Source organism: Sorangium sp. So ce281 (assembly GCF_051527395.1).
GTDB classification, from domain to species: domain Bacteria; phylum Myxococcota_A; class Polyangia; order Polyangiales; family Polyangiaceae; genus Sorangium; species Sorangium cellulosum_B.
The window spans coordinates 2,591,874-2,614,699 of the sequence record NZ_CP150322.1; the positions used below are offsets into that span (position 1 = coordinate 2,591,874).

Here is a 22,826-nt window from a genome sequence, read left to right on the forward strand (position 1 = left end):
GCCTCGGCGGGGTGCCCGCCGGTCGACCGTGCGGCCTGCGCCAGCCGTCGGATGGCCCCACGGCCGGGCGCGGCCGCCGCCGCGCCTCGGCCCGCGCCGAGGGGGCCTTCCGCAGGGGAGAAGAAGAGATGGAGATGTCGTTGTCCAGGCGTACGGCCGCAGAGTTTCTCGGAACGTTCTGGCTCGTGCTCGGCGGCTGCGGGAGCGCCGTGCTCTCCGCGGCGTATCCCAGGATGGGGATCGGCTTCCTCGGCGTGGCGCTCGCGTTCGGGCTCTCCATGCTGACGATGGCCTACGCGGTGGGCCACATCTCGGGCGCGCACTTCAACCCCGCCGTGACGCTCGGCCTGATCACCGGCGGGCGCTTCCCCGCGCGAGACCTCCTGCCGTACGTCCTCGCCCAGATCGCCGGCGCCATCGTCGCCGCCGGCATCCTCTATGCGATCGCCAGCGGCGCCGCCGGTTTCGCCGTGCAGGCAGGCTTCGCGTCGAACGGCTACGGCGGGCGCTCGCCCGGCGGATACTCGCTCTTCGCGAGCCTCCTGACCGAGATCGTCCTCACGTTCGGCTTCGTGACGGTGGTCCTCGGCGCGACCGATCACGGCGCGCCGCGCGGGTTCGCGCCGATCGCCATCGGGCTCGCGCTCACGCTGGTTCACCTCATCGGGATCCCGGTCACGAACATGTCGGTGAACCCGGCGCGCTCCACCGGTCCTGCCCTGTTCGTCGGCGGAGGGGCGCTGTCTCAGCTCTGGCTCTTCTGGCTCGCCCCGCTCGCCGGCGGCGTGCTCGCCGGCGTCCTCTATCCGGTGCTCGTGGGCCCGAGGCCGGGCCGGGCCGTCGTCACGTCGCCGCCGGTCATCTGACGAGGGGGACGAGGGGGACAAGGCCCAGGAGGCTGAGGCGGCCGAGAAGACGCCGGCGGACACGCCGCGAGAGCAAGCGAGCTGCCCCTTGGCGGTGCGCTCGGCCGCGCGCTAGTCTCGCGCCGCCATGTCCGGGCTAGAACGCATCAGGGATCGCGCTGAGGTCACGCTGGCGGCGGTGGTATCGCTGCTGTTCGGGGCCTCGTTCGGGTGGAATTGCGGCATCAACAACCAGGTCGTGTACATGCTCGGGTCGCTGCGGCTCGTGCACCCCGACATCCTCGCGCGGGACTGGTTCGCGACCAGCACGACGCACTATCACCCCACGTTCAAGTACCTGGCTGCCGGGCTCCTCGCGCTCAATGAGAAGGGGTGGGCCGTCGGCATCGCCCAGACCGTGGTCATCGGCGCCGGCACGGCAGCCCTCTACTTCCTGCTGCGCGCCCTCGTCGATCGCCGCCACGCGCTGCCCGGCTTTCTCCTGCTCGTCGCGTTCGCCACGCTCACGCGCACCCGGGGCGCCTGCGCCATCTTCGCGTTCGATTATATCCTCCAGCCCTCATCGCTCGGCACCGCGGCGTTCTTCATCTCGGTGCCGTTCTTCGTGCGGGGCCAGTGGCTCGCCTCCGGCATCGCGCTCGCCGTGAGCGGCCTCTTCCACGCCAACTACCTGATCCTCTTCTTCGGCGCGTACGCGCTCGCGCACCTCGGGCTCGGCGTGCGCGACCCGAAAGAGCTCTGGCGCCGCGCCTCGCGGCAGCTCCTGCCGCCGCTGGCGGTGCTGGCGCTCTTCGCGCCGATGATCCTCGCCACCGCCGGGGCGAAGGACGCGCGGCTCGCGCAGGAGATCTACACCACCATCCGGGCCCCTCACCATTTCATGATCCACGGCCGCGAGCGCGATTTCCTCGGCTTCATCGCGTGGCACCTGCTCGGGCTGGGCGCGGCCGTGCCGCTCACCAGGAACCGCAAGGGCCCCGCGGCGAGGCTGGTCACCCTGATCCTCGCGCTCCTCCTCGTGATCTGGATGGGCGTCGGCCTCTCGGCGCTCGCGCAGCTGCGCCCGGTCACGCAGCTCTTCCCGTGGCGCATCACCCCGCACGTGGAGCTGCTCCTCACGGCGCTGGCGTGCGCGGGGGCGGTGCGCGTCATCCTCGAGCCCTCCGCCGGGCGTCGCTACGGCGTCACCGCGATGGCCCTGATCGTCGGCGGCCTCGGGGCCCTCGCCCTGCACGGCAGCGTCGAGAAGTCTGCGCGCCTCCCGGCGCTGGCCGCCGGGGTCGTGGCCGTTGCCGCGCTGTCCTGGCTCGCCTCGGAGTCCGCCCGGCGCTTCGTGCCCGAGCCCGGCCTCGCGCGCGCCCGCGCGCTCTGGCAGCGCGGCGGCGCGCTCGTGGGGCTCGCCGCCGCGGTCGCCGTCCTGCTCACCTTCCTCGTGCCGAGGCTCCAGGAAGTCCGCCGGAGCTCCAGCGTCCTCTCCGGCCTGCGCGCCGACGAGCGGGCCCTCTTCACCTGGATGCAGGCCAGCACCCCTGTCGACGCGATCTTCCTGACGCCGCCGGACAACGAGAGGATGCGTTACCACGGGCAGCGGCCGATCGTCGTCGACTGGAAGTCGAACCCCATCGTCCCGGGCGAGGTGCTCGAGTGGATCCGCCGGCTGGAGGACGTCACCGGGCGCAAGATCCGCAGCCACCGGGATCTCGGGGGCTACAGCAGCCTCGACGAGGCCCGCGTCCAGGCCCTGCGGCAACGTTACGGCGTGGATTACGTCGTCGTGCGCCGCGGCCAGAACAAGGAGCTGCGCAGGTACAAGACGGCTTATTCCAACCGCGGGTTCACCGTGCTGGACGTCCGCGAATAACGGATCTCGGCCTGGGGCGCTGCGCCCGCCTCGCGCGGCGGCGCCCGGTCCACGCTCTGGTCGATGATCGTGAGCGGGCGCTTGCGCACCTGCTGGTAGATGCGGCCCACGTACTCGCCGATGATCCCCAGGAACAGGGCGTTGATGCTCAGCGAGAGCAGGATGAGCAGCGTCGTCGTCGCGAAGCCAGCAGGCCAGTCCGCGCCATAGACGACCCTGCCGACGGCGTAGCCCGCGATCGCGAGGAGCGTCAGCGCCGAGACCACGAGCCCCGTGTAGGTCGCGACCCGGAGCGGTACGGTCGAGTGGCTGAGGATGCCGTCGAGCGCCAGCCCGACGAGATCCTTCATCCGGAACTTGCTCTCGCCCCGCTCCCGCGCGGCCCGATCGTAGGCGATGCCCGTCTGCTTGAACCCGAGCGTGGCCAGCGTCCCGCGCAGGTAGGGCTTCGTGTCGTCGACCTGGCGCAGCACCTCGAGCACCCGGCGATCCACCAGCCGGAAGTCGCCCGCGTCGTGGGGCAGGTGATCCTCGCTGAGGAAATCGATCAGGCGGTAGAACACCCGCCGGAGCAGGGTGATGCGATAGCCCTCCTTGCGGCTGCGGCGGATCCCGTAAACCACCTGGGCGCCCGCCTCCCATTCCTTCACGAAATCGAGGATGAGCTCCGGCGGGTCCTGCAGGTCGCAGTCGATCTGCACGGCCGCGTCCCCGCGCGCCTTCATGTATCCCGTGTAGATGGAGCGCTGGAAGCCGAAGTTGCGAGAGAAGCGGAAGACGCGGACCCGCTCGTCCCGCGCCGCCAGCTTCACGAGCTCGTCGAAGGTCCCGTCGGTGCTGCGGTTGTCGGTGAAGACGAGCTCGTGGTCGTACCGATCCGCGATGCGGCGCATCACCGCGGTGATCGCCTCGTACAGCGGGGCCACGTTGCGCTCCTCGTTGTAGACCGGCACGACGATCGAGATCAGCCTGCGCCTGCTCCCCGCGTCGCTCACGGCGCCCTCTCTGCATCGGCGGCCTCGATCATGCGCCGCACCCCCTCGTCGAGCGCGATCCGGGGCCGCCACCCGGTCGCCTCCGCGAAGCGGGATGGATCCCCGACGATCCACATGGGCTCGCCGTCCCGGTAGGGGAGGCGCCCGAGGCCCAGGTCGCCGCCGGGCCAGCCCGCCGCGCGCGCGACGCGCTCGGCCACCTCGCGGACGCGCACCGGCGCGCCCGAGCACACGTTGTACACACCGGACTCGAGGCCTCTCGACGTCGCGGCGGCGATCAGCGCCTCGACCACGTCGTCGACGTAGGTGAGGTCGCGCGCCTGCGCGCCGGGCGTCAGGGCCGGCGCCTCGCCCGCCCGGAAGCGCGCGATGAGGTGAGGGATGAGGCGCGCGGGGCCCTCGCCCGGGCCGTAGACGCCGAAGAGCCGCAGCGCGACGAAGGGGATCTGGAGCCGCGCCGCGACGGCCTTGCCGCAGAGGTAGGCGGCCGCCTTGGCCGCGCCGTAGACGCACGCCGGATCGAGCGGGTGGTCCTCGCGGAGGCGCGCGGGCTCCGGGGCCGGGGCGTACTCGGAGCACGAGCCCGCGTGGAGGAAGCGCGCCGGCCGGTGCGCCTCGAGCGCCGCGAGCAGGCGCGTGGTCAACCCCACGTTCCCGTCCACCACGAGCTCCGGATCCCGCTCGCTCGGGTTCACCCCGGACGCGGCCAGGTGAAAGACCACCTCGGGCCGGATCGCCGCGACGGCCCGCGCGAGCTCCGGCGTCGAGAACGACGCGACGGGCGTGATCTCCACCCCGGCGATGCCCGCGAGCCGCGCCCGGCGGGGGCTCTCCGCGCGGACGATGCACGCCGTCCGCGCGCCCGTCGCCGCGAGCCGCGCCGCGAGCGCCGCGCCGATGAACCCCGTGGCGCCGGTGACGAGGACCGCACCGAGCCCGGCGCTCATGCGAGGTCGACCCCGTACGCGCGGATCTGCGCGTCGAGCTCGGCGCGGCTCGACGCGGGGTCGTCGAGGTACGCGCGGTACCAGCGCGCCGTCAGCGCGACGGTCTCGTCGAGCGTGAGCCGCGGCGTCCAGCCGAGCCGGGCGCGCGCCTTGCTGATGTCGAGGTGCAGCAGCTGCGCCTCGTGCGGGCCGGAGCGGTGCTCGGGCGGCACGAGCCTGAGCTCGCCGCGCCCGAGCTGCCGGATGAGCCGCTCGGCGACGCCGCCGACCGCGCACGTGTCGCCGTCGCGCGGCCCGAAGTTCCACCCGCCCTCGTGGGCCGCGGGCGCCTCGCACAGCCGCCGCGCGAGCAGGAGGTAGCCCCCGAGCGGCTCGAGCACGTGCTGCCAGGGCCGGGTCGCGAGCGGGTTGCGGATGACGATCGGCTCCCCGGCGGCGACGCCGCGCACGATGTCGGGCACCAGCCGATCCTCGGAGAAGTCGCCCCCGCCGATCACGTTCCCCGCCCGCGCGGACGCCACCGCCGCGCCGCTGCCGGAGAAGAACGAGCGCCGGTAGGCCGCCGTGACGAGCTCGGCGCAGCCCTTGCTGCTGCTGTACGGGTCGTGCCCGCCCATGGGCTCGTCCTCGCGGTAGCCCCAGACCCACTCGCGGTTCTCGTAACACTTGTCCGAGGTCACGACGACGATGGCGCGCGCGGAGCCCACGCGCCGGCACGCCTCGAGCACGTTCACCGTCCCCATCACGTTGGTCGCGAACGTCTCCGCGGGCTCGCGGTACGAGCGCCGGACGAGCGGCTGGGCCGCGAGGTGCAGCACGATCTCCGGCCGGTGCTCCTCGACCACGGAGAGCAGCGCCGGCAGATCCCGCACGTCGCCGGTCACGGAGGCGACGTCGCCCGCGATGCCCGCGAGCTCGAACAGGTTCGGCCGCCCCTCCGGCGGCAGCGAGAAGCCCACCACGCGCGCGCCCATGAGCGTCAGCCAGCGCGAGAGCCAGCTGCCCTTGAAGCCCGTGTGCCCGGTGACGAGCACCGCGCGCCCGGCGAAGAACGAGCCGCCGCGGCCGGTCATGCCCAGGTCTTCCAGGGCGCCTTGCCCGACTCCCACAGCGACTCGAGGAGCCGCTTCTCCCGCAGCGTGTCCATCGGCTGCCAGAAGCCGTCGTGCCGGTACGCCGCGAGCTGGCCCTCCGAGGCGAGCCGCTCGAGCGGCTCGCGCTCGAGCACGGTGGTGTCGTCGGTCATGTAGTCGAGCGCGCGCCGCTCGAACACGAAGAACCCGCCGTTGATCCAGCCCTCGCCGGACTGGGGCTTCTCCGAGAACTCGCGGACGAGGTTGCCCTCGAGCGAGAGCCCGCCGAAGCGCGCCGGCGGGCGGACGGCCGTGACCGTGGCGAGCTTGCCGTGGGACTTGTGGAACTCGACGAGGCGGCGGATATCCACGTCGCCCACGCCGTCGCCGTAGGTGCACATGAAGCGCGGGCCGTCGAGCCAGCCGTCGAGCCGCCGGAGCCGGCCGCCCGTCATCGTGTGGAGCCCCGTGTCCACGAGGGCCACGGTCCAGTCGGGCGCAGCGCTGCGGACGAAGCGCTGGGCGCCGTCGCGCAGGTTCACCACGTAATCCGCGCTGCGAACGTAGAAGTTGTGGAAGTAATCCTTGATGACCTCGCCCTTGTAGCCACAGGCCACGACGAAGTCGTTGAACCCGTGGCCCGCGTAGATCTGCATGATGTGCCAGAGGATCGGATACGGGCCGATCTCGATCATCGGCTTCGGACGAGCCTCGGTGTGCTCGGCGAGCCGGCTTCCGAAGCCTCCGGCGAGCAGGACGACCTTCATGGGTTCCATGGGGCGCCGGAGGATAGATCAGAACGACGGAACTTACACGGCGCGAACTGTGGGCACATCGTGCTTCGCTACCTCGGGCAGCGGGGTCGTGGTAGACGCGGCCGCATGAGCATGGCGAAGCGGGCGTCGCTGCGAGGCCTCTTCCGGTTCCGGAGCTTGCAGAGGCATCGCCTCGCGATCGCGGCGTCGCTCGTCGTCGCGCTCGGCTGCGCGTGGGTGCTGCGCGCCGGGGGGCTGCCCGTCGTGCCGGACAGGGCCGCGTTCGCGGGCGTCGCGTGGTGGGCCGTGGCGCTGCACGGGGTGCTCTACGTCGGCGCGCTTTACCTGCGATCCCACCGCTGGACGTGGTTGCTCGAGCCCATCGAGCCCGTGCCGCTCCGGCGCGTCGTCGCCGTCTCCTTCATCGGTTATGGCGCGCTCGTGCTGATGCCGTTCCGCACCGGGGAGGCGGTGCGCCCGCTGCTCATCCGCCGCCGCGGCCTGTCGGCGTGGGCGGCGGCGGGCACGGTGGCCGCCGAGCGGATCATCGACGGCCTGTTCCTCAGCGCGCTGCTCCTCGCCGGGCTCGCGCTCGCGCGCCCCAGCGAGCCGCTCCCGGATCGGATCGGCGATCTCGCGGTCCCCGCCGCCGCCGTCCCGCGCGCCGCCTACCTGGCGCTCGCCGTCTTCGGCGCCGCGTTCCTCGCGATCGGCGTCTTCTATTTCCGCAGGGCCTGGGCGCGGCGCGCGACCGAGCGCGTGGTCGGGCTCGTCTCGACGAAGCTCGCGGGCCGCCTGGCCGACGCCGTGGAGCGGGTCGCCTCGGGCCTCGGCTTCCTGCCCCGGCTCCGGTACACCGCCCCGTTCCTCCTGGCGACGGCGGGGTACTTCCTCCTGAACGTGTGGGCGATGCAGATCCTGGCCTTCGGGTGCGGCCTTCTGCCCATCGACTTCGCGCGGGCGGCTGTCCTCGTCGGCGTGCTCCACCTCGGCGTCCTCCTCCCGAACGCGCCGGGGTATTTCGGCACGTTTCAGATGGCGGTCTACGCGGCGCTCTCGCTCTACTTCGCGCCGGAGGTCGTGATGGGCCCCGGCTCGGCGCTCGTCTTCTCGACCTACTCGCTGCAGATCGGGCTCGCGGTGCTGCTCGGCGCGCTCGCGCTCGCGGTGGAGGGGGCGCCGCTGAGCCAGACGTTCGCGGAAAATCCGGCCGAGGACGTGAGGCCGCAGGGGCTACCCTCGCCGCCGGGCGCGAGCTAGGCTCGCCGCCCTTTCATGGCGCTCTCCTCCCACCTGCTCGATCGCGGCCATGCCGCCCTGTACGTCCTCTCCCAGCGCCTCGTCGGGGCCGACCTGGCCCGGCGCGCGTGCCTCGATGCGCTCGATCTGCGCCCCGGCGATCGCGTGCTCGATATCGGCTGCGGCCCTGCGTACTACTTCGATCGCCTGCCGTCGGTCGACTACCACGGGTTCGACACCGACCGCCGCCACATCGCGGCGGCTCGCGCGCGCCACGGGGATCGGGCCAGGTTCTACGACGAGCCGTTCGGCGAGCTGCACGCGCGCGCGCTGGCCCCCTTCGACCGGGTCCTGATGCTGGGCCTCTTGCACCACGTGGACGACGAGGTGGCGAGCTCGCTGCTCTCCCTGGTCGCGCGCTCGATCCGCCCCTCGGGCCGCGTGATCACGCTCGACACCGCCCTCTGGGAGGGCCAGTCCTCGCTGGCGCGGCTCATCGCGAAGAACGATCGCGGCGACTACATCCGCACCCCGCAGGCGTTCCGGCGGCTCGCCGACCGGTCCTTCGGCCGGATCGAAGAGCGCTTCGTGGGCGACACCCTCAGGATGCCCGCCTCCCATTTCATGATGAGCCTCGAGGCGCCGCGGGTCGCGTAGCGCCCGGGCTAGCCGCCGAGCCGGTCCCACGCGAGCTTGGCCGTGAGCGTGAGGCCGAGGGCGACCACGAACCACCGCACCTTCCTGGGCTCGATGCGGCGGGCGACCACGGCGCCGGCGAGCGAGCCCACCACCGCCGCCGCCATCATGATCGGCGTGGCGACCGCGTCGACCGCGCCCGCGAACAGGAACGCGAGCGCCGCCACGCCGTTGATCAGGCTCGCGAGCACCGTCTTGATCCCGTTCAGCCGGTGGATGTCCACGTCGCCCGCGAACGAGGAGAGCAGCGCGAGCATCATGATGCCGATGCCCGCGCCGAAGTAGCCGCCGTAGACGCTCACGAGGAACTGGAGCAGGAACACGAGCCACGGCCGGGAGGGCAGCGCGAAGCGCTCCGCGCCGGCATCCGCCGCGGAGGACGGCGCCGCGGAGGGCTTCGCCGGGCGCAGGTTCTGCCAGAGCAGGAGCAGCGTCGCGACGAGCACGAGCCCCGGCACCGCGGCGTCGAACACGCGCTGCGGCGTCACGAGCAGGAGCGCCGAGCCCACGACGCCGCCGAGCAGCGAGGGCAGGAACAGGACGCCGAGGACCCGGTAGTCCCGGGAGAGCTCCCGGCGATACGCCCACGCCGACGCGAGCGACGCCGGCGTGAGCGCCACGGCGTTCGTCGCGTTCGCGGCGAGCGGGGGCAGCCCCGCCGCGATCGCCGCGGGGAACGACACCAGCGTGCCGCCCCCCGCCACAGCGTTGATGGCGCCGGCGACAGCAGCGCCGCCGGCGAGCAGTGCCGCTCTGGTCAGATCCACGGCGCGAGATCGCCCGAGCCCCGCCGGCCTGTCAACCGCCGCGCTTGAGGGGGCGGGCGCGGCGCCCCTAGGATGGCATTGCGGCCGACCCCGGCGGTCGCTCCTCCTCGGAGAGCCGAGCGACATGCCGCGATCCTTCCCGCACCTCCCCGCCGCGCTGCTTTCCGCCATGGCGTGCGGCGCGCTCGCGAAAGCGGCCGCCGGCGAGGGGCAGCCCGAGCGCGCGCGCGTCTGGGTGGCCGACGACGGCACGCGCGTCCGCCGGGAGGACGTCGGCCTGCCGCTCTCGCGCGGCGAAGGAAACGCGGTCTTCCGGCCCGGCGAGCCGATCCGGCTCGGCGCGCTCCGCGCGGAGGTCGTCGCCTTCCAGGTCGTCGTCGAGGCCGGCGCCGAGCCCGTGCGCGGCGTCACGGTCGAGCTCTCCGCGCTCGGCCCCGCGGCCGGCCCGGGCGCGCCGGCCAACGCGCCCGAGCCGCCCGCGCAGGGGCAGGGAGCGGCGCCCGCGGGGACGATCTCGATCCGCCGCTTCGTCGAGCACTACGTCGAGATCACGCGGCGCTCGCGCAACGAGCAGCGCCCCCTGGAGTCGCTCGGGTGGAGCCCTGCGGCGCGGCCGCCCGACGACGTGCACCTCGGGTTCCTCCCCGACGCGCTCATCCCGGTCGAGCTCGCGCCCCCCTGGGCGCCGTACCCGCTCGAGGTCGGCGCTCGCGAGACCCGGGCGGTCTGGATCGATCTCCACGTCCCGGAGGGCGCCCTCCCCGGCGCTTACGAGGGGAGGGTGGTGGTCGGATCGGCGTCGCACGGCGAGCTCGCGTCGCTCGATCTGAAGCTCGACGTCGCCCCGGCGGTGCTGCCGTACGGCGCGGTCGACTTCATCGCGTTCTACGACGCCGATCCCGTCGCCGAGCGGGTCGGCGGCGGGCCCGCCGTCGAGCAGCAGCTCTGGCAGCTGCTCCACGAGCACCACGTCGACGGCTTCGCGTCGGTCCGGAGCCCCGCCGAGGTCGAGCGGCTGCGCGCGGCGATCGACGGCTCGCTCTTCACGGAGGCGCGCGGCTACAGGGGGCCGGGCGCGGGCGTGCCGCCCGGGGCGGTGGCGCTCGGCGCCTATGGCAGCTTCGGCGATCCCGGGGAAGCGACCCTCCACCGCGTCGAGGCGGTCGCGGACCTCCTCCCGCCGACGGTGGACGACGTGATGCTCTACGCGATCGACGAGCAGTGCGAGAGCCCCCGCGGGCCCGGCTGGCGCCGGCTGATCCGCGGCTCGCGCCTGTCGTCGCGCGTCCTCGTCGGGCACTCGTGCGGCGAGGTCCCTCCGGTGGAGCAGGACGTCGACCTCGTGCTCACGCCGGCGAACCGCTTCGACTCCACGTGGGCGCGGGCCGCGCGCGAGGCGGGCCAGCGGCTCTGGGTGTACAACGGCGCGCTGCCGCGGACCGGCACGTTCATGATCGACGCGCCGCTCACCGGGCTCATGGCCGACGGCTGGATCGCGGCCTCCCACGAGGTGGACCGCTGGTTCCTGTGGGAGACGGCGTTCTGGCACGACGGCAACCGCGGCGGCCGAGGGCCCATCGACCCGTTCACCGTCGCCGAGAACTTCCACAACCGCGACGGCGACGCGTGCCTCGGCGACGGCATGCTGCTCTATCCCGGGACGCAGCGGGGCGCGTTCTCCTCCCGATCCGTCGGCTTTCCCGGCGTGTTCCCGTCGATGCGCCTGAAGAGCCTTCGCCGCGGGATCCAGGACGCCGGCTACATCGCGCTCGCGAGGTCGGCGTCGCCCGGCGCGGTGGACGCGATCGTCAAGGAGGTGATCCCGGCCGCGCTCGACGAGGCGCTCGACAGCGCGCCCGCCGCGTGGAGCAGCGACGGCGCCCCGTTCTTCAGGGCGCGCTCCGCGCTGCGCGCCCTCATCCCGGCGGACGCCTCGCTCGACGCCGCCGGCGTCCGCCGCGCGCTCGCCGAGGCGGCGGCGGCCCGCCGCGCGCTCGTCCCGCTCCCCCGCGCGGGACAGGCCAGCCCGCGGCCGTTCGGCCGGTGGAGCACGACGGCGCGGCTCATCGCCGTCGCCGGGCTGGGGGCCGCCGTGCTCGCGCTGGTCATCGGGCTCTACCGCCGGGGGAAGCCTGGGCGGGGGGGCGAGGGGCGCTGACCGGCGTACGCCTCACTCCCCTGCCTGGAATAGCGATCTCGTCGATCAAGCGAGAAATCAACCGCCAAGCGCGCCAAGGACGCCAAGATAAGATTCTATATTTGCGCTCTTGGTGTCGGCGGTTCGAAAATCCGCGCTTTTCAGGCAATTCAACTCGAGGCTGCCATCAACCCCGGCGGTGATCAGGCCCTCTTGCGGAACGCTGAGCTTCGCGCGATCAGAACCATCGCTGCCGGCCGCGGCTTGGCCGGAGATGCTTTCGTCCATCTCGAACCCCCTTCCTCAAAATGGCGCGCAGGTCACTGGCCTGCTGCGAACTCACTATCGACAGCTGAGCTCTCGGATGGGTTATCACAGGGCAACAAAGGCGTGAGCTCTTTCTTTGTCATCTCCTCATCGCGATCGCGCCCCCTGGTGCCCTGGTTGGTCGCGTTGTTTGCGTCCGTCGCGTTGTTTGCGTCCGTTGCGTCCGTTGCGTCCGTTCCCGGGGCCACACGTGCCGCGCGGAGTGAGGCCGTGGCGGCGCCCTCCCGCGCGTCCCGCTGAATCGCTCTACCTCGGTAAATTCGCTGAAAACCCGCGATAAGCGGCCAGCGTGTCGGAGACGTAAGCTGGCGGCCAACGAAGACCCTTGGTCCTTGGCAGGCGCGCCCCGGCTGGGTACGGTCCCGCGGTGCCCACGAGGCCCACGAAGATCGAGCGATTTCTGAGGGGAACCACCTTGTCCACGCTGCTTGCCGCCTCCTGTGTCTCCCGCGCACCGCACGGCGAGGCGCCCTCCGCGCCGCCGCCTGCCGAGCTCTTGGCCTTCGAGCTGAAAGAAGGCCAGATAGACAACCACTTCTTCCGTCGTGGTCATATCGCCGCTCATCTCTTGACGACGTCGGGCGTGTCGCCGCGGCTCATCGTCGCTTTTCCGGCAGGGAACATGGGAGTCGCGGTGTGGTTCGATTCTCTGCCCGCGCCGGTCGATCTCTCGGTGGAGGGGGACGTCGCTGGCGTGGAGCGCGTCGAGCGCGTGGAGCGGCCCGGCGTCATGCGCGGCGTGTCGGCGCTCCTCGCGAGCGAGGCGCCGGTGCTGCGTGTCCATCGGGTGCTCCTCGGGAGTGTCCGTACGCTCCGCGACGTGGGGCGCGACGCCGAGGTCCCGGCCTGGCTCGAGAACGACGTCGAGGCGTTCGCCTCGCAGCGGGGAGCGGCGATCGCCGTGCGGCGGACGATGCTGGACGGCGATCATCACCTCGAGCTGCTCATCGAGCCGCAGGACGGCACGACGGCCGCGCTCGGGGACGACGGCCGGATCGCGCTGGTGGCAGGGCCGAGCGGCCTCCGGGTCCGGGTGACGGCGCTCTCGGACGAGGCGCCGCTCACGCCGGTGCCCCTCGAGGAGCTCGTGACGGAGCGCGCCAGCGACGATCCGCGCCACCGCCAGGCGCTCGCCTTCCTCGCGTACCGGGAGAAGCTGCTGGCCGGGTCCTGGCGTTTCCTCACGTACTTCGGCCGGGACACGTTGCTCGCGGTGAGGATGCTCCTGCCCGTCCTCAAGCCGGCGGTGGTCGAGGCGGGCCTCGGCTCGGTCCTCGATCGGCTGAGCCTGGCCGGTGAGGTCGCGCACGAGGAGGCGATCGGCGAGTACGCCGCGCTCATGCACCTCGATTCGGGCATCCCCGGGGCGCTGCGCGAGCCTGTCTACGATTACAAGATGATCGACGACGACTTCCTCCTCGCGCCGGTCGCCGCTGAATATCTCCTCGGCAGCGCGGCCGGCCGGGAACGCGCCGCCGAGTTCCTGTCGCGCCGGACGCCGGGGGGCGACACGTATGCGGAGGCGCTCGCGCGGAACGTGGCGCTCGTGCTCCACCTCGCCGCCCCGTTCGCCGAGACGGGGGATCCGATGAAGTTGATCCGGCTCAAGGCGGGCACGAAGGTGGGCGAGTGGCGTGACAGCCAGGAGGGCCTGGCGGGCGGCCGGATCCCCTACGACGTGAACGCCGCGCTCGTTCCGGCCGCGCTCCGCGCGTCGGCGCGGCTGCTCGCGAGCCCGCTGCTCGGCGCGGACGCGGAGCGCGCCGGCCGGGCGGAGCGGCTCGCGCGCGCGTGGAAGGACGCCGGCGTGTTCTTCCAGGTGGAGCTGCCGGAGGACGAGGCCAGGCGGCGCGCGTCGGCCTATGCGGCGTCGCTGGGCCTGGACGCGGCGCCGGCGCTCGCGTCGCTCTCGGGGACGCTCTCGTTTCCTGCCCTCGCGCTCGACGACGACGGGAAGCCGATTCCCGTCATGCACTCCGACGACAGCTTCGTCCTCCTGTTCACGGAGCCGCCGCCCGCTGCGCTGGAGGCGATCGCGGGCCGCCTGATCCGCCCGTTCCCGGCCGGCCTGCGGACGCCGGTGGGGATCCTGGTCGCGAACCCCGCGTTCGCGCAGGATCCGGCGATCCAGAGGGATTTCACGGCGGCCCATTACCACGGGACGGTCACCTGGTCGTGGCAGCAGGCGATGCTCGCCGCGGGCCTCGAGCGGCAGCTCGGCCGCGGCGATCTGCCGGCCCGCGCGCGGGGCGCGCTGGAGCGGGCGCGGAGCGCGCTCTGGGAGGTCATCGCGGCGACGCGCGAGGCGAGCACGCGGGAGCTCTGGAGCTGGGCCTTCGAGGGCGGCTGTTACAAGCTGGTCCCCTTCGGCGCGGAGCGATTGCACCATGACGAGTCGAACGCGGTGCAGCTCTGGAGCACCGTGTACCTCGCGGTACGTCCCTGAGCCGAGCGGCGGCTAGTCCCGCGTGTCACAAATCCCGCCAGGGATCTGTCTCGCAAATGAAGAGAGAGTTCGACGCAAAGACGCCAAGAGCGCAAAGACGCAAAGAAACAAAAATCGGTTCTTTTTTGCGCCTTTGCGCCTTTGCGTTGAAATCTCTCTCCGGATCCCTGGCCGGACCTCTGGCGGGCGGAACTAGCGCTCAGGCCTTCGCGCCGGCGATCAAGTCCATCAGCGATCGCCGCTCCCCGCCACGATCGGCCCCTTCAATCGCCCCCAGCTCGACATCCGGCCGGATCCCCGTCCCGTGGATCGGCTCTCCGCCCGGCAGGACCATCCTCGCCGCCGGCGCGAGGACCGGCGCGTGATCCTCCGGATCCGCCGCGACCTTCAGCGCCGTTCCCTTTCCGTACGTGCGCTCCCCCGCAACGACCGCCCTCCCGTGCCACTGGAGGCAGCCGGCGAAGAGCTCCGCCGCCGACGCCGTCCCGCCGTTCACCAGGATCCACAGCGGCGCGCGGCACGGATCCCGGTGGCTCGACCGGTACACGATCTCGTCGCCGTCCGCGTCGATCGCCCTCCCGAGGACGCTCCCCGGCTCCAGGAAGTCGCCCGCGAGCTCGAGGAACGCCGTCAGCTCCCCACCGGGGTTGTCCCGCAGATCCAGCACGAGCGTCTCCAGCCCTCCGGCCGCGAGCGCCCTCAGCGCCGTGTGGACCCGGGCGGGCACGTCCAGCGAGAAGGTGCGGATCTTCACGTACCCGACCCCCGGCTCGAGCTGGACGCTCTCGACGGGCGACGCGCCGCCGCACGGGTGGAGCGACGCGACCAGCGCGTCCAGATCGGCCAGCATCGGGGCGCCGGCGGGCCGCGCGCCCCCGGCGCTGCCCGCGTTGTACGTGATGAAGACGTTGGTCACGCTCGGCAACACCTGGACGCCGATGAAGCAGTTGTAGTTGTTGCCGGACCTCGGAGAGAGCAGCGACGTGGCGGGGGCATAGTTGATGAAGACCCGCACGTTGCCGAACGTGTACTGGCCTGTTCCCATGAAGGTCCAGTGCAGCGTGCCCAGCCAGTCGCCCATCGTGAGGATCGCGCGCGCCAGGAGGCTCAGCGCAGGCCCCATCGAGAACCACACGTTGAACGAGAACGGGAACTTCACCGCGTTCGGGTCGAAATTGGGGAACGGGAACGGGCCGAGCGCAGGCGACATGCACACGTCGGGGTACCCGGCGCTCATGCCGGTACACTTGTTGTTCGCAGGGAGCATCGCGCCGGCCTCCTATCCCAAGAGGATCTGCTTGCCGTTCACCGTGACCGTCTCCTCGGTCAGGATCGTGGCGTTCTTCGCCTTCGTGAAGGCCGTCTTCTCCACGACCGTGTGCGACTCGCTCGCCTGCACGCTCAGCAGCGCGCTCACCCGCTGGACCATCGAGGTGAACCGCTGGACCACGGCGTCGGCCACCATCCGGATCTTGCCCGCCTGCACCTCGAGCTCCGGCCCCCGGATCGCGACGCCCTTGTCCCCGGACAGCGAGAGCTCTCCGTCCCTCGCGTGCAGCGCCACGTCCCCCTGGAGCGACAGCACCGTCCGACCCGCGCCGTGGAGCACGCCGATGGCGTAGTAGCGCTCCTCCCTGCCGATGACGAGCAGCGTGTCGCCCACCGCGGGCTCGTAGGGCAGCGCGAGCGCCATCTCGACGGCGACCGGCTGGCCGCCCGGCAGCTCCACCGCGATCGCGCCCCCCTCCGCCGCCGTGACCCGGCCCGGGCCCAGGTACTCGCTCGGGAGCGCCGCGGCGCCGTCCCGGCCCGCGCCGTCGGCCGCCGCGGCCCCGGCCCGCGGGAGGCCGATCCGCAGCACGTCCGCGCCGCGCGCGCCGTGCGCGCCGTACGCCGGGAGCGCGTGCTCCTCGCCCGCCGGCGCGTCCACCCGCACGGCCGCCGCGCGATCGCTCTCCTTCATGGCTCCCATCGACATCGCTCCTCCTTCATTGCGAGCGCCGCTCGGGCGGCATCCATGCCTCGGCCTCCAGGCGATCGACGTCCGTGCGCCTCGCCGTGGCGAGGTTGGCATCGAGATAACGTGTCTTCTCGTCGCGGACGTGGTGCAGGTTCGCCCAGTGCAGGTCCGCCCCGGTGAAGTCGGCGCCCGAGATGTCCGCGTGCGAGAGATCGGCGTGGTGCGCCTTGACCCCCACGAACAGCGCATCGGCCGCGCGGACCTCGTGCATCACCGTCTCCCGGATGTCGGCCCCCGCGAGGTTCGCCCCCGAGAGATCGGCCTTCACGAAGATCGCATTGCGGAGCATCGCCTGCGTCAACCCGGCGCCGGCGAGCACGCCCTCGCCGAAGAAGGCGGCCTTCGCCATCGCGCCTGCCAGCGAGGCCTGCCGCAGGTTCGCCCCCTTGAAGTTCGCGTTCGCCAGGATGGCGCCGTCGAGCCGGGTCCGCTCCAGGTTGCACGAGGTGAAGTCGCAGTTCGACAGGTTGCACCCCGAGAGGTCCATCCCCGAGAGGTCCCCGAGCGCGAAGAAGCACCGCGAGAGGGTCAGCCCGGAGAGCGGCGCCCGCGTCAGGTCCACGCCGGAGAAGTCCACGCAGTCGAAGATCGCCTTCTCGAAGGTGACGCCCTCCACGACCGCGGTCCGCAGCGTGGTCTGCGAGACGAGCGCGCGCGTCAGGTTCGCGCCCGTCAGGTTGGCCCCCTCCAGCACGCAGCGCACGAGCCGCGAGCCGGACAGGTCGGCGCCCGAGAGATCGGCCTCCTTGAAGACCACCATCTCGAGGTCCTTGCCCGAGAGATCCGCGCCCGGCAGCCGCGCCCGGTACAGCATGCACGACCTCACCGTCGCGCCCCGGAAGTCCGCGCCGGTGAGGTCGCAGCCCGCGAGCACCGTCTGGTCGAGCGTCGCGCCCCGGAAGCTCGCGCCCCGGAGGTCCGCGCCCTGGAGCGACGACAGCGTGAGGTTCGCGTTCTCGAAGCTCACCCCCGCGAAGTCCATCCCGTCGAGCGCCGCGCCCGCGAGGTCCGCCCCGGAGAGGTCGAGCCGGCCGAGGCGCGCGCCGTCGAACACCGTCTTCGTGAGCTTCTTCGGGAGCACGGCCTCCCGGAGATCGGCCTTCAGGAACACCACCGTGTCGAGCTCTGCGCCCGACAGGTCGGCCCGCGTCAGGTTCGCCTCGGCGAACGACGAGCCCTCGATCCGCGCCTGCGACAGCGAGGCGCCCGAGAGATCCGCCCGCGTGAACGACGACTGTGAGATGGTCACGCCGTCGAGCGCCGCGCCCGACAGGTCGGCCAGGTCGAGCCGCGTGCCCTTCAGGGTCGCCCCGGACAGCTCCGCCCCCGCGAGCTTCGACTCGGCCAGGTTCGCCTCCTGGAGCAGCGCGCCGCGCAGGTTCGCCCCGGTCAGCTGCCCGCGGACCAGGCTCACCCCCGTGAGGTTCGCGCCGGCGAGGTTCGCGCCCGAGAGGTCGCTCTGGGCGACGGCCGCGCCCTGGAGATCGGCGCCCGACAGGTCCGCGCCGCGGAGCGCGCACCAGGCCATCTTGATGCCGCGGAGATCGGCCCCCGAGAGGTCCGCGCCCTCCAGCTGCACCCGCCCGAGCTTCACGCCGCGCAGCCGCGCCTTGCGGAGGTCGGCCCCCCGCAAATCCATGTCGCCGAGCGTCCTGCCCTCGAGCGCCTCGCCCGCCTGGAGCAGCGCCCTCAGCTCGTCCGGGGTCATCGATCTCGCTCCAGCGTCGACTTCTTCAGGTTCGCCCCCCTGAAATCACAGCCGGATCCCGAGGTCTCGTAGAATTTTGCATCGTAGAGGTTCGCGTCGACGAACTTCGCCTCCGGGACCCGCGCCCTGAGCAGGTCCGCCTCGAAGAGGTTCGCCCGCGTGAAGTCGGCGCGCGTGAGGTCCGCCCGGTCGAACCGGGCGCCCCGCACGTTGGCCCCGAAGAAGCTCGCGCCGTCGGCCGTGGCCTCGATGAAGAGGGCGCCCGTCATCACGGCGAGGCTGAGATCCGCGCCGGTGAGGGTCGCGCCCATCCACACGCTCCCGTCGCCCCGCGCGCCCGCGAAGACCGCGCCGGTCAGGTCGGAGCCGGAGAAGCTCGTGCCGGTCAGGGTGGCGCCCGCGAACGTGGCGGAGGTCGCCTTGACCTTGGACACGAAGCACCGCGTGAGCGAGGCCTGCGACAGGTCCGCGCGCTCGAGCACGGTGCTTTCCAGGAAGGCCACGGCCCACGCCGCCCCGCGCGCGACGGCCCCCGTCATGTCCGCCCTCGAGAAGACGAGCTGCGACCCTTGCGTGCCCGAGAGATCGGCCTCCATGAGCCGCGCGCCGTCGAACGTGGTGCCCTCCAGCGTGGCGCCGCGGAAGACGGCGCGCTCTGCCCAGGCGCTCTGCAGGGTGGCGAGGCTCAGGTCCGCGCCCGTGAAATCCGCCTCCCTCACGTCGGCGTCGAACAGCACGGCCTGCTTCAGGATGGCGCGCGTGAGCCTGGCGCCCCGGAGGTTGGCGCCCGTGAGGAGGGCGCCCGTGAGGTCCGCGCCGGTCAGGTCGCGGCCGCTCAGGTCCTGCTCGCTCAGGTCCTGGTCGCGGAGGTCGCTCCCTGGCCCGATCTGCCCGGGCGGCCGCGGCGGGGCCATGGAGAGGCCCATCGACGCGAGCTTCGGATCGCCGGCGAGCTTGTCCCACGCCGCGAGCGCCGGGACCTGCGCCCCGCGCGCGGCCGCGAGCGCCTTCGCCGCCTCCACCGCCCGCGCGACGCGCCGGAAGGCCGTGCGGAGCGCCGCGTCCATCAGCATGGGCGACGCGCCGGAGCTCATCGGCGGCAGGGCCTGCGAGGCCTTCGGCAGGTTGCGCAGCGCCTCCGCGATGACGCTGCCGAGGACCTTGCCCCCCGGCAACGCGACGCCCGCGAGCCCCGCCATCGCCCGGCCGATCCTCTCCTGCTGCGGCTTCGCGACGTCGCCGAGCCGCGCCTTGAGCAGCGCCGACAGCGGGTCGAGCCCCGCCGCGCCGTCGCCCGGCGCCGCGCCGTCGCCCTTCTTCTGCAGCGCCTGCAGCGCCCCCCACTCCTCCTTGAGCTCCGGCGCGAGCTGCTCCTCGATCTCGAGCGGATCGGCCTCGAAGCGCGCGAGGAGCTCCCGGTAATGCTCCTCGGGCAGCGCCGGCCCGTCGAGCGGCTCGGAGGCGACGAGCGTGGTGACGCGCGAGAGGTCGTCGTCGGTCACCTCCGTGAGGCCGCGCCACGTGAGGAACAGGGCCCCCTCGTCCACGTTGGCGAGCAGCGTGTCGAGGTGCATCGGCACCTCCCGGAACCCGCGGTCCGCGTCGTTCGCGAAGACGCGAATCCGGAGGCCCGGCAGCCGCGACCGGAAGACGTCCGCGTCGGGGTGGAGGTTCTGGAACAGGAGCTCCTCGTCCCCGCGCAGGTAGGGGAGCCACTGATCGGGCCGGGCCGCGTTGAAATAGGTCCAGTCGAAGTCGTCGGCGAAGTACGGCGCTCGCTTCTCTCGGTACGCCTTGCCGTAGTTCTTCCCGACCCGGGCGCGCCGATCGGGCCGGTTCGGCGACAGGGGCCCGAACCCCGCGGGCGCCGGCCGATCCGAGCGCGACAGCAGCAGATCGTCCGCGCCCTCGACGTTGGGGAGCTCGCGCGTCCCGTGGCCCCTGCCCACCGGGTTGAGCGGGTGCCCCGGCCCTCCGAAGCTGCGCCGATCGCCGAGCGGCATCCGGTCGAACGGCACGGGATCGCTCATGGCGGGCCCGAGCAGGCCATCCATCCACACGCGCTCGCCGACAACGCGCAGGATCTTCGACCAGGACCCGACGCCGAACCGCACCGGACACTCGGTCATGCGCGCCTTGCCCGGCGTGTGGCACGTGCCGATCAGGAGCACGTCGGCGTGGGGCTTGAAGTCCGCCAGATCGCTCGGGTACAGGCACTCGCCGGTCTGCTCGAGATCGTCGTCGTGGAACACGTCGCCGCGCAGCGTCTCCTGCGCGAGCGCCGGGTGGCCCTCGGGCAGGGAGAGCGGCGCTCCGGGCGTCAGGGTGAACTTCGCCCGGACGATCAGGGTCATCTCCGGCTGGGGCGGCCTCCGCGAGGTGACCTTGCTGCCGAAGAGGAACGGGGTGAGGTTCTTGTTCGCCATCCGTGAGGGTCGCCGCGCTTGCGCGTCACGTCATGAGGTGGACTGCCGCGATGTTCGTGCGGACGGGCACGACCTTGCCCCGGTCCAGGGTGACCTTCATCTTCTCCGTCCCCATCGAGAGCTTGGGCCCGATGCTGGCCTCGAGCGACGCGGCGACGGTGACGGACACCTCCAGGCCCATTGTGGCGCTCGCCGAGATGCCGCCTGTGAAGCTCACCTCCGCGCCGAGCGTCGCCTCGATCATCCCCCCCAGGACGACCTCGTTGACCATGCCGAGGTTGATCGTCGTCTCGATCCCGTCGACGACGGTCTTGCTGTTGCCCTGCGTGTAGGAGTCCGCGTCGCCGTACATCTTGTCCTCGGTGTCGGCGTGGGTCTCGGAGATGATCTTGCTCGCCTTTGTATAACTCTTGATGACGTCGGCCTCGGTGTGGTCATCCATGGTCCCGGTGACCGTGGTCGAGGTCGTGATCGACCCCGCCTTCATCGTCGACTTCGACGGTCCCTCGATGGTCGTCTCGTCGGTCATCGACGTGGCGTGGGTCGTCGACACCATCGTGTCCGCCCAGGTCTCGTCGGAGATCGAGGGCACCCGCAGCTTCGCCGAGCCGGTATAGGACGAGATGCTCTTGGCCCACGTCCTGTCGACGATGGTGGGGTTCTCCCCGAGGACGCCTGATCGAGGGAGCCCCCAGGGGTCCGTGATCTCGTCCAGGTTGCGCGGCGGGCTGTCGTGTCCGGTGACGCTCTCCAGCCTGCTGCCGTAATGGAACTCGAAGGCATCGCCGTGGTAGGTGGTGTGCACCTCGCCCTTCACTGTCTTCTCGCGCAGGCGCTTCTCGCCGCGGGGGCCCTGGATGAAGTCGAACTCGCCCGACCCGTGGAAGGTGATGCTCTTCTCGTTGATCTGCCCGTCCTCCGCCTTCCAGCCGCCCTCGAACTCGCGGCGGCCGAGGACGGTCATCTTGTAGGTGCCCCCGATGACCTCGACCTTGTCGCCCCGCGTGGTGATGATCCGGTTGCCGTCGGTGTGATCTCGCCAGGTGTACTCGTCGCCCTCGGCCGCGCCGATGCGCAGGTACGACGACATGCCGTCGCCGAAATCAGGCACATGGAGGATACCGTACTTGCCATCGCCGGCCATGGGAGCTCCGTATCCGGTGGCGCGTGGAGCGTGGTGCCCGCGCCCTCAAACGAAGAGGTTGAACGCCGAGATGACCTTGTTGGCGAGCGCGATCTCCGTCTTGCTCATCTGGAGCTCCACGCCCGCCGGGCTGATCTCGAGCGTGGGGCCGGCGGAGACTTCAATTTTTCCGGTCAAGCTGAAATCCGCCTTGAGCCCGACGGTCACGTCGACGATGCCGCCGGCCGTGAAGGTCACCTCCGCGCCGAGCGTCGCCTCGATCATCCCCCCCAGGACGACCTCGTTGACCATGCCGAGGTTGATCGTCGTCTCGATCCCCGCGACGACGGTGTTGCTGTTGCCCTGCGTGTAGGAGTCCGCGTCGCCGTACATATCGTCCTCGGTGTCGGCGTGGGTCTCGGAGACGATCTTGCTCGCCTTCGTGTAGCTCTTGATGATGTCGGCCTCGGTGCGGTCATCCATGGTCCCGTCGACCTTGGTGGACGACGTGATCGACGCGGCCTTCATGGTGGACTTCGACTCCGCCTTGACCGTCGTCTCGTCGGTCATCGAGGTGGCGTTCGTCTTCGACACCATCACTTCCGCCCAGGTCTCGTCGGTGATCGACGGCACAGGCAGCTTCTCCGAGCCGGTATAGGACTCGATGCTCTTGGCCCACGTCCTGTCGACGATCGTGGGGTTCTCCGTCGGGATCGCCTGGGGCGAGGGCGGGTTCTTGTCATCGATGAAATCGTCGGTGACATCCAGCGTGGGGAACGTGTCCGTGCCGGTCTGGCTCTCCTTGACCTTCCCGAAGTAATGGTCGTAGACGTCGCCGTGGTAGAGGGTGTGCACCTCGCCCTTGATGGTCGTCTCGACGACCTTCCACGTCCCGCCGTAGTTCTGCACCCACTCGATCGTGGTGCCGCCGCCGAAGGTCTCGCTGACCTCGGTGACGTGCCCTCCCGACACGTCCCAGCCCGCCTGGTGCTCCCCGCGGCCGAGGATGAGCAGGCGGTAGTTCCCCCCGATCACCTCGACCTTGTCGCCCTTGGTGGTCGAGATGCGGTTGCCGTCGGTGTGATCGCGCCAGCCGCCCTTCGTGTGCAGCTTCGCGGTCTCGGCCTGTCGCTCGCCCACAGGCACGAAATCGGGCGAGCCGTCCCGCTTGCGGTCGTCGTCGGTGAACGTCTGAATCCGCTCGGCGAGATCGTCGCCCGCGCTCTCGCCGAGCGGCGCGGCGGCCCCGAGGCGCAGGTAGGACGGTTCCCCACCATTCAGATCCGGTACTTCGAGGAGCGCGAACTTGCCTCCGGACACTGGAGCCTCCGAGCGTGATGGACGACGCACGGCGTCGCCGTGTCGCGGACCGCGCGATCCTATGACACGGTGAGCCGCCCGTCCACGCCGAATCGCTCGCCGCGATCGTCGTGATCGAGC

General features: G+C 71.8%; 18 protein-coding genes. 6 read left to right on the forward strand and 12 right to left on the reverse strand.

Annotation, left to right across the window (positions count from 1 at the left end; genetic code table 11):
• The first annotated feature begins 134 nt into the window (after positions 1-134).
• Together aqpZ and WMF27_RS09950 are read left to right on the forward strand one after the other, a co-directional pair.
• Complete coding sequence (gene aqpZ, locus WMF27_RS09945; protein ID WP_437944097.1) at positions 135-866, forward strand: aquaporin Z; 732 nt, start codon at positions 135-137, stop codon at positions 864-866.
• A gap of 127 nt (positions 867-993) precedes the next feature.
• Positions 994-2,727, forward strand: a complete 1,734-nt coding sequence (locus tag WMF27_RS09950) for a DUF6798 domain-containing protein (protein WP_437944098.1) — start codon at positions 994-996, stop codon at positions 2,725-2,727.
• Here WMF27_RS09950 and WMF27_RS09955 read toward each other — a convergent pair.
• From WMF27_RS09955 to rfbF, 4 genes are read right to left on the reverse strand one after another with little or no spacing between them, the layout of a single operon-like run.
• Positions 2,685-3,722 carry a glycosyltransferase family 2 protein gene (locus WMF27_RS09955; RefSeq protein ID WP_437944099.1) on the reverse strand — a complete coding sequence of 346 codons (1,038 nt, stop codon included), beginning with the start codon at positions 3,720-3,722 and terminating at the stop codon, positions 2,685-2,687. The two genes, WMF27_RS09950 and WMF27_RS09955, sit on opposite strands and share 43 nt — an antisense overlap.
• Positions 3,719-4,669 carry an NAD-dependent epimerase/dehydratase family protein gene (locus tag WMF27_RS09960; protein ID WP_437944100.1) on the reverse strand — a complete coding sequence of 317 codons (951 nt, stop codon included), beginning with the start codon at positions 4,667-4,669 and terminating at the stop codon, positions 3,719-3,721. Before WMF27_RS09960 ends, WMF27_RS09955 begins: the two co-directional genes overlap by 4 nt.
• The gene (gene rfbG / locus WMF27_RS09965) at positions 4,666-5,742 is read right to left on the reverse strand and encodes a CDP-glucose 4,6-dehydratase (RefSeq protein WP_437944101.1); all 1,077 of its coding nucleotides are present in this window, start codon (positions 5,740-5,742) and stop codon (positions 4,666-4,668) included. Before rfbG ends, WMF27_RS09960 begins: the two co-directional genes overlap by 4 nt.
• On the reverse strand, positions 5,739-6,509 hold the full coding sequence (rfbF, locus tag WMF27_RS09970) for a glucose-1-phosphate cytidylyltransferase (protein ID WP_437873846.1): 771 nt from the start codon (positions 6,507-6,509) through the stop codon (positions 5,739-5,741). Before rfbF ends, rfbG begins: the two co-directional genes overlap by 4 nt.
• Positions 6,510-6,623: 114 nt before the next feature.
• Between rfbF and WMF27_RS09975 the strand changes: the two genes are divergently transcribed.
• On the forward strand, positions 6,624-7,757 hold the full coding sequence (locus WMF27_RS09975; RefSeq protein ID WP_437944102.1) for a lysylphosphatidylglycerol synthase domain-containing protein: 1,134 nt from the start codon (positions 6,624-6,626) through the stop codon (positions 7,755-7,757).
• A 15-nt stretch (positions 7,758-7,772) separates the two neighbouring features.
• The gene (locus WMF27_RS09980) at positions 7,773-8,393 is read left to right on the forward strand and encodes an SAM-dependent methyltransferase (RefSeq protein ID WP_437944103.1); all 621 of its coding nucleotides are present in this window, start codon (positions 7,773-7,775) and stop codon (positions 8,391-8,393) included.
• An 8-nt stretch (positions 8,394-8,401) separates the two neighbouring features.
• Here WMF27_RS09980 and WMF27_RS09985 read toward each other — a convergent pair whose 3' ends face one another.
• Positions 8,402-9,199 carry a sulfite exporter TauE/SafE family protein gene (locus WMF27_RS09985; RefSeq protein WP_437769140.1) on the reverse strand — a complete coding sequence of 266 codons (798 nt, stop codon included), beginning with the start codon at positions 9,197-9,199 and terminating at the stop codon, positions 8,402-8,404.
• A gap of 124 nt (positions 9,200-9,323) precedes the next feature.
• Here WMF27_RS09985 and WMF27_RS09990 point away from each other — a divergent pair, with 124 nt between their 5' ends.
• Entirely contained in the window at positions 9,324-11,357 is a 2,034-nt protein-coding gene (locus WMF27_RS09990; RefSeq protein ID WP_437944104.1) for a hypothetical protein, read from the forward strand.
• A gap of 57 nt (positions 11,358-11,414) precedes the next feature.
• Here the strand turns inward: WMF27_RS09990 and WMF27_RS09995 are convergent, their stop codons facing one another.
• A complete protein-coding gene (locus WMF27_RS09995; protein WP_437944105.1) occupies positions 11,415-11,624 on the reverse strand; it encodes a hypothetical protein in 210 nt (69 codons plus the stop codon).
• Between the two features lie 454 nt (positions 11,625-12,078).
• Between WMF27_RS09995 and WMF27_RS10000 the strand changes: the two genes are divergently transcribed.
• Positions 12,079-14,109, forward strand: a complete 2,031-nt coding sequence (locus WMF27_RS10000; protein ID WP_437944106.1) for a hypothetical protein — start codon at positions 12,079-12,081, stop codon at positions 14,107-14,109.
• Positions 14,110-14,308: 199 nt separating this feature from the next.
• Here WMF27_RS10000 and WMF27_RS10005 read toward each other — a convergent pair whose 3' ends face one another.
• From WMF27_RS10005 to WMF27_RS10030, 6 genes are read right to left on the reverse strand one after another with little or no spacing between them, the layout of a single operon-like run.
• Positions 14,309-15,376, reverse strand: a complete 1,068-nt coding sequence (locus WMF27_RS10005) for a S41 family peptidase (RefSeq protein WP_437944107.1) — start codon at positions 15,374-15,376, stop codon at positions 14,309-14,311.
• A 12-nt stretch (positions 15,377-15,388) separates the two neighbouring features.
• Positions 15,389-16,081 carry a DUF3540 domain-containing protein gene (locus tag WMF27_RS10010; protein WP_437769135.1) on the reverse strand — a complete coding sequence of 231 codons (693 nt, stop codon included), beginning with the start codon at positions 16,079-16,081 and terminating at the stop codon, positions 15,389-15,391.
• Between the two features lie 16 nt (positions 16,082-16,097).
• Positions 16,098-17,837 carry a pentapeptide repeat-containing protein gene (locus tag WMF27_RS10015; protein ID WP_437944108.1) on the reverse strand — a complete coding sequence of 580 codons (1,740 nt, stop codon included), beginning with the start codon at positions 17,835-17,837 and terminating at the stop codon, positions 16,098-16,100.
• Entirely contained in the window at positions 17,834-20,263 is a 2,430-nt protein-coding gene (locus tag WMF27_RS10020) for a DUF2169 domain-containing protein (protein ID WP_437944109.1), read from the reverse strand. Before WMF27_RS10020 ends, WMF27_RS10015 begins: the two co-directional genes overlap by 4 nt.
• A gap of 25 nt (positions 20,264-20,288) precedes the next feature.
• A complete protein-coding gene (locus WMF27_RS10025) occupies positions 20,289-21,407 on the reverse strand; it encodes a hypothetical protein (protein WP_437769132.1) in 1,119 nt (372 codons plus the stop codon).
• A gap of 45 nt (positions 21,408-21,452) precedes the next feature.
• Positions 21,453-22,706 (reverse strand): hypothetical protein, encoded by a 1,254-nt coding sequence (locus WMF27_RS10030; RefSeq protein ID WP_437769131.1) that lies wholly within the window; start codon positions 22,704-22,706, stop codon positions 21,453-21,455.
• Between the last annotated feature and the right edge of the window lie 120 nt (positions 22,707-22,826).